This is a genomic window from Pseudomonas delhiensis, assembly GCF_900187975.1.
Lineage (GTDB): Bacteria > Pseudomonadota > Gammaproteobacteria > Pseudomonadales > Pseudomonadaceae > Pseudomonas > Pseudomonas delhiensis.
Map to the genome: position 1 here is coordinate 1 of NZ_FZPC01000043.1, position 14,100 is coordinate 14,100.

15 protein-coding genes are annotated in these 14,100 nt (G+C 67.8%); 6 read left to right on the forward strand and 9 right to left on the reverse strand.

What is annotated here, in order from left to right; genetic code table 11:
* Together CHC02_RS27480 and fpr are read right to left on the reverse strand one after the other, a co-directional pair.
* The coding region (locus CHC02_RS27480) for an IS110 family transposase (RefSeq protein ID WP_141137691.1) at window positions 1–290 on the reverse strand (290 nt) is incomplete at its 3' end.
* A 236-nt stretch (window positions 291–526) separates the two neighbouring features.
* Window positions 527–1,303, reverse strand: coding sequence for a ferredoxin-NADP reductase (gene fpr, locus CHC02_RS27485; protein ID WP_089394557.1), 777 nt, complete (start codon window positions 1,301–1,303; stop codon window positions 527–529).
* 232 nt (window positions 1,304–1,535) lie between these two features.
* Between fpr and CHC02_RS27490 the strand changes: the two genes are divergently transcribed.
* Complete coding sequence (locus tag CHC02_RS27490; RefSeq protein WP_089394558.1) at window positions 1,536–2,462, forward strand: LysR family transcriptional regulator; 927 nt, start codon at window positions 1,536–1,538, stop codon at window positions 2,460–2,462.
* Between the two features lie 104 nt (window positions 2,463–2,566).
* Here CHC02_RS27490 and CHC02_RS27495 read toward each other — a convergent pair whose 3' ends face one another.
* Window positions 2,567–2,938, reverse strand: coding sequence for a diacylglycerol kinase (locus CHC02_RS27495; protein ID WP_089394559.1), 372 nt, complete (start codon window positions 2,936–2,938; stop codon window positions 2,567–2,569).
* An 81-nt stretch (window positions 2,939–3,019) separates the two neighbouring features.
* Window positions 3,020–3,670 (reverse strand): response regulator transcription factor ErdR, encoded by a 651-nt coding sequence (erdR, locus tag CHC02_RS27500; RefSeq protein ID WP_089394560.1) that lies wholly within the window; start codon window positions 3,668–3,670, stop codon window positions 3,020–3,022.
* A 226-nt stretch (window positions 3,671–3,896) separates the two neighbouring features.
* Between erdR and CHC02_RS27505 the strand changes: the two genes are divergently transcribed.
* Window positions 3,897–4,778, forward strand: coding sequence for a DMT family transporter (locus tag CHC02_RS27505; protein WP_089394561.1), 882 nt, complete (start codon window positions 3,897–3,899; stop codon window positions 4,776–4,778).
* A 3-nt stretch (window positions 4,779–4,781) separates the two neighbouring features.
* Here the strand turns inward: CHC02_RS27505 and CHC02_RS27510 are convergent, their stop codons facing one another.
* Window positions 4,782–5,522 carry a tRNA-uridine aminocarboxypropyltransferase gene (locus tag CHC02_RS27510; protein ID WP_089394562.1) on the reverse strand — a complete coding sequence of 247 codons (741 nt, stop codon included), beginning with the start codon at window positions 5,520–5,522 and terminating at the stop codon, window positions 4,782–4,784.
* Between the two features lie 167 nt (window positions 5,523–5,689).
* On the opposite strand from CHC02_RS27510, the gene CHC02_RS27515 reads away from it, so the two are divergent.
* Both CHC02_RS27515 and CHC02_RS27520 read left to right on the forward strand, forming a co-directional pair.
* Window positions 5,690–6,097 (forward strand): quorum-sensing-regulated virulence factor family protein, encoded by a 408-nt coding sequence (locus CHC02_RS27515; protein ID WP_089394563.1) that lies wholly within the window; start codon window positions 5,690–5,692, stop codon window positions 6,095–6,097.
* A gap of 10 nt (window positions 6,098–6,107) precedes the next feature.
* A complete protein-coding gene (locus CHC02_RS27520) occupies window positions 6,108–6,329 on the forward strand; it encodes a DUF3820 family protein (protein WP_089394564.1) in 222 nt (73 codons plus the stop codon).
* Between the two features lie 14 nt (window positions 6,330–6,343).
* Here CHC02_RS27520 and CHC02_RS27525 read toward each other — a convergent pair whose 3' ends face one another.
* Window positions 6,344–8,749: a phosphoketolase family protein gene (locus CHC02_RS27525; RefSeq protein ID WP_089394565.1), complete on the reverse strand. Its 2,406-nt coding sequence runs from the start codon at window positions 8,747–8,749 to the stop codon at window positions 6,344–6,346.
* A gap of 128 nt (window positions 8,750–8,877) precedes the next feature.
* On the opposite strand from CHC02_RS27525, the gene CHC02_RS27530 reads away from it, so the two are divergent.
* Together CHC02_RS27530 and CHC02_RS27535 are read left to right on the forward strand one after the other, a co-directional pair.
* Window positions 8,878–10,299, forward strand: a complete 1,422-nt coding sequence (locus CHC02_RS27530) for an MBL fold metallo-hydrolase RNA specificity domain-containing protein (protein WP_089394566.1) — start codon at window positions 8,878–8,880, stop codon at window positions 10,297–10,299.
* Window positions 10,300–10,384: 85 nt separating this feature from the next.
* Window positions 10,385–11,476, forward strand: a complete 1,092-nt coding sequence (locus CHC02_RS27535; protein ID WP_089394567.1) for an LOG family protein — start codon at window positions 10,385–10,387, stop codon at window positions 11,474–11,476.
* A gap of 476 nt (window positions 11,477–11,952) precedes the next feature.
* Here the strand turns inward: CHC02_RS27535 and recX are convergent, their stop codons facing one another.
* The 3 genes from recX to CHC02_RS27550 form a co-directional block, all read right to left on the reverse strand.
* Window positions 11,953–12,417 (reverse strand): recombination regulator RecX, encoded by a 465-nt coding sequence (gene recX / locus CHC02_RS27540; protein ID WP_089394568.1) that lies wholly within the window; start codon window positions 12,415–12,417, stop codon window positions 11,953–11,955.
* 8 nt (window positions 12,418–12,425) lie between these two features.
* The gene (gene recA, locus CHC02_RS27545) at window positions 12,426–13,487 is read right to left on the reverse strand and encodes a recombinase RecA (protein WP_009616839.1); all 1,062 of its coding nucleotides are present in this window, start codon (window positions 13,485–13,487) and stop codon (window positions 12,426–12,428) included.
* Window positions 13,488–13,574: 87 nt separating this feature from the next.
* Window positions 13,575–14,087 (reverse strand): CinA family protein, encoded by a 513-nt coding sequence (locus tag CHC02_RS27550; RefSeq protein ID WP_089394569.1) that lies wholly within the window; start codon window positions 14,085–14,087, stop codon window positions 13,575–13,577.
* Window positions 14,088–14,100 lie beyond the last annotated feature (13 nt).

Sequence of the window (14,100 nt, forward strand, 5' to 3'; positions counted from 1 at the left end):
CAGATCGCTTCGGCGTCGTGGGCATCGTGCTTGTCGCCCTTGACGTAGGGTTTGACGAACTGCGGGGCGATCAGGCGGACCTCGTGTCCCAGCTGGCGCAGTTCGCGCGCCCAGTAGTGCGCACTGCCACAGGCCTCCATCGCCACCAGGCATGGCGCCAACTGGCGGAAGAAATCCTGGACCTTGTCGCGCTTGAGCTGGCGACGGCACACCACCTGTTCGTGGCTGTCGACCGCGTGCACCTGGAAGACTTGTTTTGCCAGATCCAAGCCAATGCGTTTAATGTTCATCGTGACTCCCCCTCCGGGACTGTTGCCAACACATCAGTCTGGCACCTAGATGCCGTAGGAGGGAGGAGTCCATTTCATTGCCCTACGCTCTACGGATATAGGGTGCACCTTGTAGGAGCGCGCCCTGCGCGCGATTCGCGGGCAGGGCCCGCTCCTACACAGCCCACCCGGCATTTCCCGTATCCGCCATGAACGAAAAAGCCCGCCGGGTGGCGGGCTTTTTCAGCGGATCGTGCTTACTTCTCGACGAAGGCGCGCTCGATCAGGTAGTCGCCCGGCTCGCCCATGCGCGGGGAGATCTGCAGGCCGAAGCCGTTGAGCACTTCGCTGGTCTCGTCCAGCATGCTCGGGCTGCCGCAGATCATGGCGCGGTCGTCCTGCGGGTTCATCGGCGGCAGGCCGATGTCGGCGAACAGCTTGCCGCTGCGCATCAGGTCGGTCTGGCGACCCATGTTGCGGAACTCTTCACGGGTGACCAGGGGGTAGTAGATCAGCTTCTCTTTCACCATGTCGCCGAAGTACTCGTGCTCCGGCAGGACCTTGGTGATGAAGTCGGCGTAGGCCAGCTCGCTGACCCAGCGCACGCCGTGGACCAGGATGACCTTCTCGAACTTCTCGTAGACTTCCGGATCCTGGATCACGCTCAGGAACGGCGCCATGCCGGTGCCGGTGCTCAGCAGGTACAGGTGCTTGCCGGGCTTGAGGTCGTCCAGCACCAGGGTGCCGGTGGGCTTGCGGCTGACCATCAGCTCGTCGCCTTCCTTCAGGTGCTGCAGGCGCGAGGTCAGCGGGCCGTCCGGGACCTTGATGCTGAAGAACTCCAGGTGCTCCTCGTAGTTCGGGCTGGCGATGGAGTAGGCGCGCATCAGCGGGCGACCGTTGACCTCCAGGCCGATCATCACGAACTGGCCGGTCTTGAAGCGCAGGCCCGGGTTACGGGTGGTCTTGAAGCTGAAGAGGGTGTCGTTCCAGTGGTGGACGCTGAGAACGCGCTCGGTGTACAGGTTGCTCATCAAGGACTCCTAGAGATTCGTGGCGCACCCCAGCAGATCCCGGACGTAGCGCGATTGCGCGACATTTTATAGGGGGCGAGAATATCCGCAAAATAAATTATCTGGATATTGCTAATCCAAAACGCAGATAAGGGACGCCTGGCGGCCAGCGCGCGCCAGATTACTCCCGCTGCTGCCCCGCCAGGGGCGACCGAATGTCGCGCCCCTCGCCCGCCACGGAGCCCCCGAACCGATGAAATTCACCCTGCGCCAGATGGAAGTCTTCGTCGCCGTGGCCCAGCAGGAAAGCGTCTCGCGCGCCGCCGAGGCGCTGTCGCTGTCGCAGTCGGCCACCAGCACCGCGCTGGGCGAACTGGAGCGGCAGTTCGACTGCAAGCTGTTCGACCGCGTCGGCAAGCGCCTGACCTTGAACGCCCTGGGCCACCAGTTGCTGCCCCAGGCGGTGGCGCTGCTGGACCGCGGCAGCGAGATCGAGACGCTGCTCAACGGCAAGAGCGCCTTCGGCTCCCTGGACCTGGGCGCCACCCTGACCATCGGCAACTACCTGGCCACCCTGCTGATCGGCACCTTCATGCAGCGCCAGCCGGACTGCCGGGTGCGCCTGCACGTGCACAACACCGCCCACGTGGTGCAGCGCATCGCCCACTACGAGCTGGACCTGGGCCTGATCGAGGGCGACTGCCAGCACCCGGACATCGAGGTGCAGCCGTGGATGGAGGACGAGCTGGTGGTGTTCTGCGCGCCGCAGCACCCCTTGGCCAGCGCCGGGCCGGCGGACCTGCAGCGCCTGAGCAGCGAGGCCTGGATCCTCCGCGAGCAGGGCTCGGGCACCCGCCTGACCTTCGACCAGGCCATGCGCCACCACCTCGAGCCGCTGAACATCCGCCTGGAGCTGGAGCACACCGAGGCGATCAAGCGCGCCGTGGAATCCGGCCTGGGCATCGGCTGCATCTCGCGCCTGGCCCTGCGCGACGCCTTCCGCCGCGGCAGCCTGGTGCCGGTGGATACCCCGCAACTGGACCTGCGCCGGCAGTTCTACTTCATCTGGCACCGGCAGAAATACCAGACCGCGACCATGCGCGAATTCCTCGACCTGTGCCGCAGCGAGACGGCGGGCATCAGCCGCAGCGACGAGATCGTGCTGCCGCTGATTCCCTGAGGCGGCAGCCCGGCATACACGGGAAAATTCGGCATCGACCTGTAGGAGCGCGCCCTGCGCGCGAATCGCGGGCAGGGCCCGCTCCTACAGGGAGCGACGCCGGCTCAACCCAGCAGGATCACCGCCCAGGTCACGGTGATGATGGTCAGCGCGACGAACTGCGCGGCGCTGCCCATGTCCTTGGCGTTCTTCGACAGCGGGTGGCGCTCCAGGGAGACGCGGTCGACCACCGCCTCCACCGCCGAGTTGAGCAGCTCGACGATCAGCGCCAGCAGGCACACGGCGATCATCAGCGCACGCTCGCCGCGGGTGACGTCGCAGAAGAACGCCAGCGGGACGAGGATGACGTTGATCAGCACCAGTTGGCGGAAGGCCGCCTCGCCACGGAAGGCGGCGACGAAACCGGCCATGGAGTAGCCGGCGGCATTGAGGATGCGCTTCAGGCCGGTCTGGCCCTTGAAGGGGGAGGAAGTCACGAAGGGCTCTCTGCGAAAAAGACGCGGCACTCTAAACCAGGCGCCGTAGGAAAGTGTGAAACGAAGGTCACGGGCAGCCGCTCAGGCGCCCGGAACCGTTTCCATCTGTTGCAGCAACAGCGCCGCCTGGGTACGGGTGCGCACGTTGAGCTTGCGGAAGATGGCCGTGACGTGGGCCTTCACGGTGGCCTCGGAGACGCTCAGCTCGAAAGCGATCTGCTTGTTCAGCAGGCCCTCGCAGACCATGGTCAGCACGCGGAACTGCTGCGGCGTGAGGCTGGCCAGGCCGGCGCTGGCGGCGCGCACTTCCTCGCTGAGCTCGGTCACCGCGTCGGCCTGCGGCGGCCACCAGACGTCGCCGTCGAGCACCGCGCGCACCGCCTGCTGCAGGGTGGCCATGTCGCTGGACTTGGGGATGAAGCCGCTGGCGCCGAACTCCCGGGAGCGCTGCACCACGGCGGCGTCTTCCTGGGCCGAGATCATCACCACCGGAATCTGCGGGTACTGCCCGCGCAGCAGCACCAGGCCGGAGAAACCGTAGGCGCCGGGCATGTTCAGGTCGAGCAGGACCAGGTCCCAGTCGGCCTTGTCGTTGAGCCTGGCTTCCAACTCGGCGATGCTCGCCGCCTCCACCAGCTTCGCGTCGGGACCCAGCCCGAGGGTCAGGGCCTGGTGCAGGGCACTACGGAACAGCGGGTGATCGTCAGCGATCAGGATTTCGTAGGAAGCCATGTAAGTTCCTTGGTGGCCAGGCTCGATCCCCGACCAAGGGTAGTGGCGGGGCCAGCGTGGGAAAGGTCGTAACCTGATTGCCGCATTGTACGCAAATGCATCGGCCGATGCCCGCGCAGAATGCGCCGCGCCCCCATTCCCGGCGCTCCCGCTGACAGGTTGGACAGCTTTTCAAAGTCCCTGGCTTGCGGCAGAGTTGCGCTCTTTTTTGCCTGCCGAGAACACCATGAAGAGCCACGCCCTGCGCGCCGATATCCTGATGCTGGTCACCGCCATGATCTGGGGGGTGTCCTTCGTCGCGCAGCGGCTGGGGATGGACGCCATCGGGCCCTTCCTCTACACCGGCCTGCGCTTCGCCCTCGGCGCCCTGATGCTGCTGCCGCTGCTGGCCTGGTCGGCCAGGCGCGGCGCCCAGCCGTTCAACCGCGGCCTGCTGCTGGCGGGCCTGGCCATCGGCACCGCGCTGACCCTCGGCATCAACCTGCAGCAGGTCGGCCTGCTGTTCACCAGCGTGACCAACTCCGGCTTCATCACCGGGCTGTACGTGATCATAGTGCCGCTGCTCGGCCTGCTGCTGGGCCACCGCACCGGCATGGGCACCTGGCTGGGCGCGGCGCTGGCGGTGGTGGGCATGGCCATGCTGAGCATAGGCCCGGGCTTCCAGGTGGCCTCCGGCGACTGGCTGCAGCTGGCCGGCGCGCTGGTGTGGGGCTGCCACGTGCTGCTGGTGGGGCTGTTCGCCAGCCGCTACGACCCGATCCGCCTGGCCTTCCTGCAGTTCGCCACCTGCTCGGTGGTGAGCATGGCGCTGGCGGTGATCTTCGAGGAAATCCACTGGGAGGCCATCGTCCAGGCCGGCCCGGCGCTGCTCTACGGCGGCCTGCTGGGCGTGGGCACCGGCTTCACCCTGCAGGTGATCGCGCAGAAGCACGCCATCGCCTCCCACGCCGCCATCATCCTGTCCCTGGAAGCGGTGTTCGCCGCCATCGCCGGGGCGATCTTCCTCGACGAGAGCCTGCACACGCGCGGCTACATCGGTTGCGCGCTGATGCTCGCCGGCATGCTGGTGGCCCAGCTGTGGCCGCAGAAGAAGGCCGCGGCGGCCTGAGCCCTAGAGCGCGGTGTAGGGCCGCAGAGCCTGGTGCGCCGGGCTCTGCTCGTCCAGGCCGCGCTGGTGCTTGGCGCCCAGGTAGCGCTCGCTGAACACATCCAGGTAGGCGTCCAGCGCATCCCCCGCGCGCCGGTCGCCGGCCAGGCCCAGGCACAGCGCCGCCACTTCCGCGGTGCACAGGTGCTCGTCGAACTTGGAGCGGCGCAGGCGGTAGCGCGACAGCGCCTCGGGGGTGATGCTCAGCACCGGGAAACGGTCCAGGTAGGGGCTCTTGCGGAACATCTTGCGCGCCTCGTTCCAGGTGGCGTCCAGCAGGATGAACAGCGGGCGCCTGCCGGGCGCCGGTTCCACCCGCTCCACCACCCGCTCGGCGGCGACGAACTCGCCGGGGAACACCACGTAGGGCTGCCACTGCGGGTCGTCCAGCAGCGCCAGCAGGGCCGGGTCGACCTCGATCCGCGACCAGCCGAAGGCCCAGGTGTCCGGCACCGTCTCGGCGATCAGCCAGCCGGTGTTGCTCGGCTTCAGCGGCTCGGTGTCGAACATCACCAGGCACATCCCGGCATTGGCCTGCACCCGCGGCTGCCAGGCGCACATGCAGTAGTCCGGGCGCAGGCGGCAGCCGGCGCAGCGCGGCGAACGCGAGCCGCGGGCCACGAAGGGCTTCACGCAACGGGCCAGGCGCTCGGCGCGCAGGCGGGCGACGGCATGGTTCTTGGCGGCGGGATGGGCAGGTGACATCGGCAACTCGGGCGGGCGATCACGGCGGGCGGCGATTGTAGCAGAGCCCCTGCGCGCCCAGGCCGCTCGGCAGCCAGGCGGTTTTCGGGGACAATGGCGCCCGCATCCATCCGCCGAACCCAGAAGGGTCCGCGCGGTCGAACAGGCACCCATGCCAGGAGATACCCATGCTGCGCCTAACCGCCCTCGCCCTCTGCCTCGTCCTGCCCGCGGCCCACGCCGCGTCGCTCAAGGATTTCGAACTGGCCAAGACACTGGAGAAAGTCGCCAAGGAAAGCAGCGAAGGCACGCCGCGCGCGATCAACGAGGACATCCTCGACCAGGGCTACACCGTCCAGGGCAACCAGCTGATCAACCACCTCAGCGTGCGCGCCAGCCACGCCGCGAAAATGCGCGCCAACCCCGAGAGCGTGCGCAGCCAACTGGGCGACAGCGTGTGCAGCAACACCGGCTACCGCCAGTTGCTGGCCCAGGGCGCGGTCCTCACCTACGACTTCACCGAGTACCACACCAACGCCCCGGTGGCCGTCGAGCGCTTCGACGCCGGCAGTTGCCGCATCAAGCTGCAGAAGTGAAGCCGGCGCCATGCTGGAGTCGGAAAAGCTCAACCTGCTGAAGATCGCCCGCACGCCGATGCCCTTCGGCAAGTACCAGGGGCGCATGCTGGTGGACCTGCCGGAGGAATACCTGTTGTGGTTCCAGCGCAATGACAGCTTTCCCAAGGGCGAGCTGGGCCGCCTGATGCAGATAGTGCTGGAACTGAAAGTCGAGGGCCTCAACGCCCTCGTCAAACCGCTGAAGCGCTAAGACGCCCCAGCGTTTCAACGCAGGGCCCGCGGGTCCCCCTTGCCGGCCAGCGCCGCGACCTCCTCGGCGGTCAGCAGCGCGCTGCGCGGCACTTCCAGCAGGCGCGCGCAGGCTGCCAGTACGTCGCCCCAGCTGGCCCGGTTGGCAAACAGCATGCCGGGCTCGTCGAGGGTCCCGCCGCGGTTGCGATACCCCAGCACCGAACTGCGCAGCGCATCCGGCAGGATCGGCCAGAGATGCCCGCGCGCCACCTCCGGGCGCATGTGGGTGAGCAGCACGCGGCGCCCATAGGCATCCGGGAACAGCTGCTCGATCAGCGCCTCGTCGGCCACCGCCGCCAGCTCCCAGTTGTCCCTGGGCGCGCGGAAGCGCCCGGGCTCCTGCAGGTAGACCAGGCGGTAGGGGTAGCCGGCCTCGGCCAGGCGCTCCGCAGCGCGGCGCATTTCGCCGAGCTGGTAGCTGCCATTGGCGATCAGCAACAGTGGGTCGCCGCCCGGGTGTTCCTCCACCACGATGGCGCCGTCGCGCGCCAGTTGCTCGGCCTGGGCCCGGTCGAACAGGTTCGGCCGCTCGCGCTTGGGCGCCACCAGGCAGGCCAACTGCCCGCGGCTGCGGTAGATCTGCGGCAGCAGCGCCAGCAGGCTGTTGTGGTCGGCGGGGAACAGCACCCGCACCATGTCGCTCATCTCGCCGAGCAGGCTCTCGCAGAAGGTGGTGTCCTGGTGCGACTGCTGGTTCTTGCCGTTCTCCCAGGTGTGCGAGGTGGCCACCAGCGGCCAGCCGAGCCAGCCGGCCGGGCGCCCCGCCTCTTTCTGCAGGCGGGCGAAGATCAGCGCCTGGCGCACCGCGCCGAGCATCTTCACGCAGAACGCCTCGTAGCTGGCCACCAGGTTGAGCCCGCCCTGGTTGGCCAGGCAGGCGGAGACCACGGCCTCCTCGTTGAGCGCGGTGATGACCCGCCCGTCGAGGGCCTCCAGCACGCTCTCCGGCTGGCAGACGCGGTGCTTCAGCGCCTTGAGCACGCCGCCCAGGCGGTTGCTGGCCAGTTCGTCGGGGTTGCCGACGCGGGCCCGCAGGTCCGGGTTCGCCGCGCACAGCTCGGTGAAGAAGCGGTCCAGCGCCAGCATCGGCGAGCACTGGTCGTTGCGGTAGTGCAGTTGCGGCAGGCTGGGCTCGATGGGCCGGCGCACCGCCAGCGGGTTGTCGCGCTCCAGCAGGCGCCCCTGGCGGCTCGCGGCGAACAGCGCGCAGGCGGCGTCCAGCTCGTCCTCCGGCACCCACAGCTGCGCCGCGTGGTGGTTGAACAGCTCCCGGGCGTTCGCGTCCTCGCTGGGGTTGCCCGGCAGCGGCAGGTTGTGCGCGGCGTTGCTGCCGGCGCCGTAGAAGCCGAAGCCCTTGACCGTCTCGGCGATGCCGTAGGGAATCGGCAGCGGGTAATGCAGGATGCCGCTGTTCTTCTCGTGGACGCGATGGGCCAGGCGCTGCTCCATTTCCCAGAGGGCGCAGACGAAGGCGGCCGGGTCGCGGCCATCGAAACTCAGGGGGTCGAAGCCGCAGCCGCCGAGGTGCTGCCTGAAGCCTTCCAGGCCCTCGCGGGTGCCCAGCTGGGTGCGCTGCTCGATGCGCCGGCCATTGGCGATCATCACCGGCAGGGCCACGCCGCAGTCCTCGGCGCGCCACCAGCGCGGCATCCAGTCGCTGCCGCGCTGCTCCTCGGCGGCGCCGTCGGAGAGGAAGGCCACCAGGGTCTCGCCGGGCAGCGGCAGGTGCGCGTACTGCAGTTCGGCGAAGCCCAGGTAGCCGCCTTCGGCGATGCCGCCGGCGGTATGCGGGTTGACGTGGCTGCCCAGGGGCGCGGCGACGCTGCCGTCCGGCGCCTGAGCGTAGCTGTAGAAGTCCTGCACCAGGCGTTCCAGGCCGGCGGCGTCGATGCCGTAGCACCGCGCCTGCTCGGGGTGCAGGTTGCCGGTCAGCACGTTGAGCGCCTCGATGGCCGCCACGCAGTGCCCCTGCCCCATCAGCCAGCCGCGGGTGGTGCCGGTCAGGGCATTGAGCGCCAGGTAGCCGGCGTAGGCCGGCACCATGTTCAGGGCGCCGCCGGTGTGGCCCTCGGGGCTGGCCTTGAAGTCCTCGGCCTGCAGCGGCGCGCCGTCCAGGCGCACGCGCCGCGCGTAGGTCATGTGCACCACCAGCCAGAGCCCGGCGCAGGTCAGCCGGTCCAGCGCGCGGAACATCCGGTAGACGCCGGGCAGGTCCGGCTGCAGGCCGGCCTGGACCAATTGATGAGCCATGCGGAAGACCGCAGCCTGGCTCTGCGCGCTATGCTCAAGCGGACCGTATCCGCTCAGCCATTCGGCGAATGCCGGCTGCTCCGCCGCGTGCGCGGCCAGCTCCTCCGGACTGGGCAGTATCTGCGACATGCTCGACGTTCTCCCTTGGGCTATGGGGGAAGTCTAGGTCGCCGGATGGGAGCGGCGCTGACCTGTATCAACGCCATTTCGTTCCAGCTACGCGAGTCTGAAATACCGAATCCTGCTAAGGAGGCCCCATGGCCCTACTCACTTTCATCGGCGCCGCCCAGGAAGTCACCGGCTCCTGCTACCTGCTGGAAACCCGGGATGGCGCGCGCGTGCTGCTCGAATGCGGCATGCGCCAGGGCCGCAGCAACGGCAAGAGCACCCGCGACAACGAGGCCGGCAACCGCACGCCCTTCCCCTTCGACCCGAAGAGCCTGAACGCGGTGGTCATCTCCCACGCCCACATCGACCACAGCGGGCTGCTGCCGCGCCTGGCGAAGGAAGGCTACAAGGGGCCGATCTACGCCACCGAGTCCTGCTGCGAGCTGCTGGAACTGATGCTGATGGATTCGGCCAACATCCAGGAAAAGGACGCCGAGTGGGAGAACAAGTGGCGCGCCCGCCTGAACAAGCCGGCGACCACCCCGATCTACACCGTCGAGGACACCGAGAAGGCCCTGGCCCTGCGCCGCGGGGTCAGCTACGGCAGCACCGTGGAAGTGGCGCCCGGCATCCGCGTGACCTTCCACAACGCCGGGCACATCCTCGGCTCGGCCATCGTCGAGATCGAGATCCACGAGCAGGGCCTGACGCGCCGCCTGGTGTTCTCCGGCGACCTGGGCAACACCTGCTCGCCGCTGATGTGCACGCCCACGCCGCTGAGCCGCGCCGACGTGGTGCTGCTGGAATCCACCTACGGCGACCGCGACCACCGCGACAACAACGAGACGCTGCTGGAACTGGCGGACATCCTCGAACAGGCGCAGAAGGACGGCGGCAACGTGCTGATCCCCGCCTTCGCCGTCGGCCGCACCCAGGACCTGCTGTTCTACCTCGGGCGCTTCTACCAGGAAGGCCGCCTGCCGCAGCAGATGGTCTTCCTCGACAGCCCCATGGCCGCGCGGGCCAACGACATCTACCTGCGCCACTCCGGCGAGTTCTCCGACACCGACCGCGAATACATCCGCGGCACCGGCACCGTGAAACTGTCCGAATGGCTGCCGCTGCTGCGCACCACGCAGACGCCGGAAGACTCCATGGCGATCAACCGCATCAAGAGCGGCGCCATCATCATCGCCGGCAGCGGCATGTGCACCGGCGGGCGCATCGTCCACCACTTCAAGCACAACCTCTGGCGCGAGGAATGCCACATCGTCTTCCCCGGCTTCCAGGCCAAGGGCACCCTCGGCCGCGCCATCGTCGACGGCGCCGAGAGCGTGCGCGTGCTGCGCCAGCGCATCGCCGTGCGGGCGAAGGTCCACACCCTCGGCGGTTTCTCCGCCCATGCCGGACAATCGCAATTGATTCAGTGGGTTGGCCACTTCGAGAACAAACCCGAGCTATACCTGATACATGGCGAGCGGGAAAAGATGGATGCCCTGCAGGCCGCACTGCTCGAACGCCTCGACTGGAAAGCCAACATTCCCGAACAGGGGGACCGCATCGCAATCTGAAACAGGGTCATCGCCGACAGCCGTCGGCGGCATGTCAGACTGGCGCAAGCCTACGACAAGGGGTTGAAGAACAAGGAGTATCCCCATGCCCTATGAGCCCGAGGACTACCTCTCCAGGCACTTCCAGACCAGCGGCACCGACCTGACGCAGAAGGTCGAGGAACTGGCCGCCCTCGCCGCGCCGGGCGACAGCCCGAACCTGCCGCTGTACCGCGAGATGCTCTTCACCGTGGCGCGCATGGCCCAGGCCGACCGCAACCGCTGGGACGCCAAGATCATGCTGCAGACGCTGCGCGAGATGGAGCACGCCTTCGCCACCCTCGAGCAGTTCAAGCGCCGGCGCAAGGTCACGGTGTTCGGCTCGGCGCGCACGCCCCCGGACCACCCGCTGTACGCCCTGGCCAGGGACCTGGGGCGCACCCTGGCGCGCTACGACCTGATGGTCGTCACCGGCGCCGGCGGCGGCATCATGGCCGCCGCCCACGAAGGCGCGGGGCTTGAGAACAGCCTGGGCTTCAACATCACCCTGCCCTTCGAGCAGCAGGCCAACCACACGGTGGCCGGCACCAACAACCTGCTGTCGTTCCACTTCTTCTTCCTGCGCAAGCTGTTCTTCGTCAAGGAAGCCGACGCCCTGGTGCTCTGCCCCGGCGGCTTCGGCACCCTGGACGAGGCGCTGGAAGTGCTGACGCTGATCCAGACCGGCAAGAGCCCGCTGGTGCCGGTGGTGCTGCTCGACCAGCCCGGCGGGCATTACTGGGAGCAGGCGCTGCAGTTCATGCAGGAGCAGTTGCTGGACAACCGCTACATCCTGCCCAGCGACATGCACCTGATGAAGCTGGCCCGCTCGGTGGAGGACGCAGTCGGGGAGATCGCCCACTTCTACAGCAATTTCCACTCCAGCCGCTGGCTCAAGGACAACTTCGTCATCCGCCTCAACCACCGCCTCAGCGACAGCGCCATGCAGCGCCTGCACGAGGAGTTCGGCAACCTCTGCCTGCACGACGGCTTCCACCAGCAGGCCTGCGGCGAACTGGAGAAGGACGAACCGGAATTCACCAAGCTCACGCGCCTGGCCTTCGCCTTCAACGGCCGCGACCACGGCCGCCTGCGCGAGTTGGTGAATTTCATCAATGACAAGCAGAACTGGACCGAGGCTTGTCCCGTTCCTGCATAGGCCACCGCTCCTACATGGGATGGCGCGGGTGGGTGGTGTAGGAGCGGATCTCATCCGCGAATCGCACCGGTGGTTCCGGCGATCGCGGACGTAGTCCGCTCCTACGCCCACGCCCAACCGTAGGGCGTATAACCGTTCGCGGTTATACGCCGTTGGCCCGACGTGACACCGCGCTGGCGCGTAATTCCGGGGGAACGGTGTGTGAAATGGCGTAGGGGCAACTGTCTTGCCGACTACGCCGAGATGTTCTCTGTAGGAGCGAGCTTGCTCGCGAACAGACTCCGCTGCGGGGTTTATTCGCGAGCAAGCTCGCTCCTACGAGAAGCCGTGCCCGCGTGTGTGCAAGCGGATCTTATCCGCGAACCACGCCGATACCGCCAGCTATCGCGGACAAGCCAGGGGAACGTGGTTGTGAATGGCGTAGGAGCGGACTCCGTCCGCGATCCGGCCGACAGGCCGGCCAGCGCGCGCAGGGCTCAGTCGTCCCCGCCGCGCCCGCTGAACAGGCGGTTGATGGCTTCCATGGAAAACCCCCGATAGGCGAGGAAACGCCCTTGCTGGGCACGCTCGCGGGCATCCTGGGGTAGACGGGGGAACTTGCGGCGCCAGGCGTCCCGAAGTTGCGCCTGCCAGTCGACGTCGGCCTCGCCCAGGGCCTTCTCGATCTCGCCGCGGGGCAGGCCGCGCTGGCTCAGTTCGTCGCGGATGCGCAAGGGGCCATAGCCGCTGCGCGCCTTGCTGGCGATGAAGGCTTCCAGGTAACGGGATTCGTTGAGCAACCCCTCCTCGGCCAGGCGGTCGAGGGCGGGCTCGATGAGCTCCGCAGGTGCGCCGCGCTGGCGCAGCTTGCGGACGAGTTCGGCGCGACCGTGCTCGCGCCGCGCCAGGAGGTCCATGGCGGCCCGTCGCACGGCGACGGGCGTATCGAGCACGGTCGGCATCGGCGGGATCAGTAGTCGAGGTCGGCTTCAGCGGCCTCGGCGGCTTCGGCTGCAGCCAGCTCGGCCTTGGTCGGCGCCGGCTGGTTGTTCAGCAGTTGCTCGCGGATGGCCTTGTCCAGCACCGCGCAGATTTCCGCGTTCTCTTCCAGGTACTTGGCGGCGTTGGCCTTGCCCTGGCCGATCTTGCTGCCCTGGTAGCTGTACCAGGCGCCAGACTTCTCGACCAGGCCCAGCTGCACGCCCAGGTCGATGATCTCGCCGGTGCGGTAGATGCCCTTGCCGTAGAGAATCTGGAACTCGGCCTGGCGGAACGGCGGAGCGACCTTGTTCTTCACGACCTTGACGCGGGTTTCGCTGCCGACCACCTCGTCGCCTTCCTTCACCGCGCCGGTACGGCGGATGTCCAGGCGCACGGAGGCGTAGAACTTCAGGGCGTTACCACCGGTGGTGGTTTCCGGGTTGCCGAACATCACGCCGATCTTCATGCGGATCTGGTTGATGAAGATGACCAGGCAGTTGGCGTTCTTGATGTTGCCGGTGATCTTGCGCAGCGCCTGGGACATCAGGCGGGCCTGCAGGCCGACGTGGGCATCGCCCATCTCGCCTTCGATCTCGGCCTTGGGCACCAGCGCCGCCACGGAGTCGACGATGATCACGTCCACCGCGTTGGAGCGCACCAGCATGTCGGTGATTTCCAGGGCCTGCTCGCCGGTGTCCGGCTGCGAGACCAGCAGGTCGTCGACGTTGACGCCCAGCTTGCCGGCGTAGTCCGGGTCCAGCGCGTGCTCGGCGTCGACGAAGGCGCAGGTGGCGCCCTGGCGCTGGGCTTCGGCGATGACCGACAGGGTCAGGGTGGTCTTGCCCGAGGATTCCGGGCCGTAGATCTCGACGATACGGCCTTTCGGCAGGCCGCCGATGCCCAGGGCGATGTCCAGGCCCAGGGAGCCGGTGGAGATGGCCGGGATGGCCTGGCGCTCGTGGTCGCCCATGCGCATCACCGCGCCCTTGCCGAATTGGCGTTCGATCTGTCCCAGGGCCGCGGCCAGGGCGCGCTTCTTGTTGTCGTCCATTGAAGTCCTCGCGAAGTCAGGCGGCCGGGATGGGCCACGAACAACTGTATAAGTAGACAGTATTATTTCACAGGGCAAGGCGCTCGCCTACCCCCGGACGGGATTTTCCCCGACGGCCAGTCGCAACACCCCGTCCAGAGCGGCCGCCACCGCCTGCCGGCGCACCGCGAGGCGGTCGCCGGCGAAATGCAGGCACGCCGGGAGCAGCCTTTCGCCGTCGGCCCAGCACAACCAGACGGTTCCTACAGGCTTCTCTGGTGAACCACCGTCCGGCCCGGCGATACCGCTGACCGCCACGGCGAAACGCGCGCCACTGCGCGCCTGTGCGCCACGGGCCATGGACTCGACCACCTCGCGGCTGACCGCGCCGACCTGTGGGAAAAGTTCGTCAGGCACGCCCAACTGCGCGGTCTTCTGCGCGTTGGAATAGGTGACGTAGCCGGCATCGAACCAGGCCGAGCTGCCGGCGATCCGCGTGATCGCCTCGGCGATGCCGCCGCCGGTGCAGGATTCCGCGGTGCAGACCCGCGCGCCCAGCCGCTGCAACTGCGCGCCCAGGCGCGCGGCCAGGTCGGTGATGCCTTCGTCGCCGATGCTCATTGCGTACTCCGAT

Excerpts from the sequence above, each read along its gene's own strand:
- erdR (WP_089394560.1), bottom strand. The coding sequence starts at position 3,670 with ATGGCTTCCTACGAAATCCTGATCGCTGACGATCACCCGCTGTTCCGT.
- CHC02_RS27525 (WP_089394565.1), bottom strand. The coding sequence starts at position 8,749 with ATGTCGCAGATACTGCCCAGTCCGGAGGAGCTGGCCGCGCACGCGGCG.
- CHC02_RS27535 (WP_089394567.1), top strand. The coding sequence starts at position 10,385 with ATGCCCTATGAGCCCGAGGACTACCTCTCCAGGCACTTCCAGACCAGC.
- CHC02_RS27505 (WP_089394561.1), top strand. The coding sequence starts at position 3,897 with ATGAAGAGCCACGCCCTGCGCGCCGATATCCTGATGCTGGTCACCGCC.
- recA (WP_009616839.1), bottom strand. The coding sequence starts at position 13,487 with ATGGACGACAACAAGAAGCGCGCCCTGGCCGCGGCCCTGGGACAGATC.
- CHC02_RS27550 (WP_089394569.1), bottom strand. The coding sequence starts at position 14,087 with ATGAGCATCGGCGACGAAGGCATCACCGACCTGGCCGCGCGCCTGGGC.
- CHC02_RS27530 (WP_089394566.1), top strand. The coding sequence starts at position 8,878 with ATGGCCCTACTCACTTTCATCGGCGCCGCCCAGGAAGTCACCGGCTCC.
- recX (WP_089394568.1), bottom strand. The coding sequence starts at position 12,417 with ATGCCGACCGTGCTCGATACGCCCGTCGCCGTGCGACGGGCCGCCATG.
- CHC02_RS27515 (WP_089394563.1), top strand. The coding sequence starts at position 5,690 with ATGCTGCGCCTAACCGCCCTCGCCCTCTGCCTCGTCCTGCCCGCGGCC.
- CHC02_RS27490 (WP_089394558.1), top strand. The coding sequence starts at position 1,536 with ATGAAATTCACCCTGCGCCAGATGGAAGTCTTCGTCGCCGTGGCCCAG.
- fpr (WP_089394557.1), bottom strand. The coding sequence starts at position 1,303 with ATGAGCAACCTGTACACCGAGCGCGTTCTCAGCGTCCACCACTGGAAC.
- CHC02_RS27520 (WP_089394564.1), top strand. The coding sequence starts at position 6,108 with ATGCTGGAGTCGGAAAAGCTCAACCTGCTGAAGATCGCCCGCACGCCG.
- CHC02_RS27510 (WP_089394562.1), bottom strand. The coding sequence starts at position 5,522 with ATGTCACCTGCCCATCCCGCCGCCAAGAACCATGCCGTCGCCCGCCTG.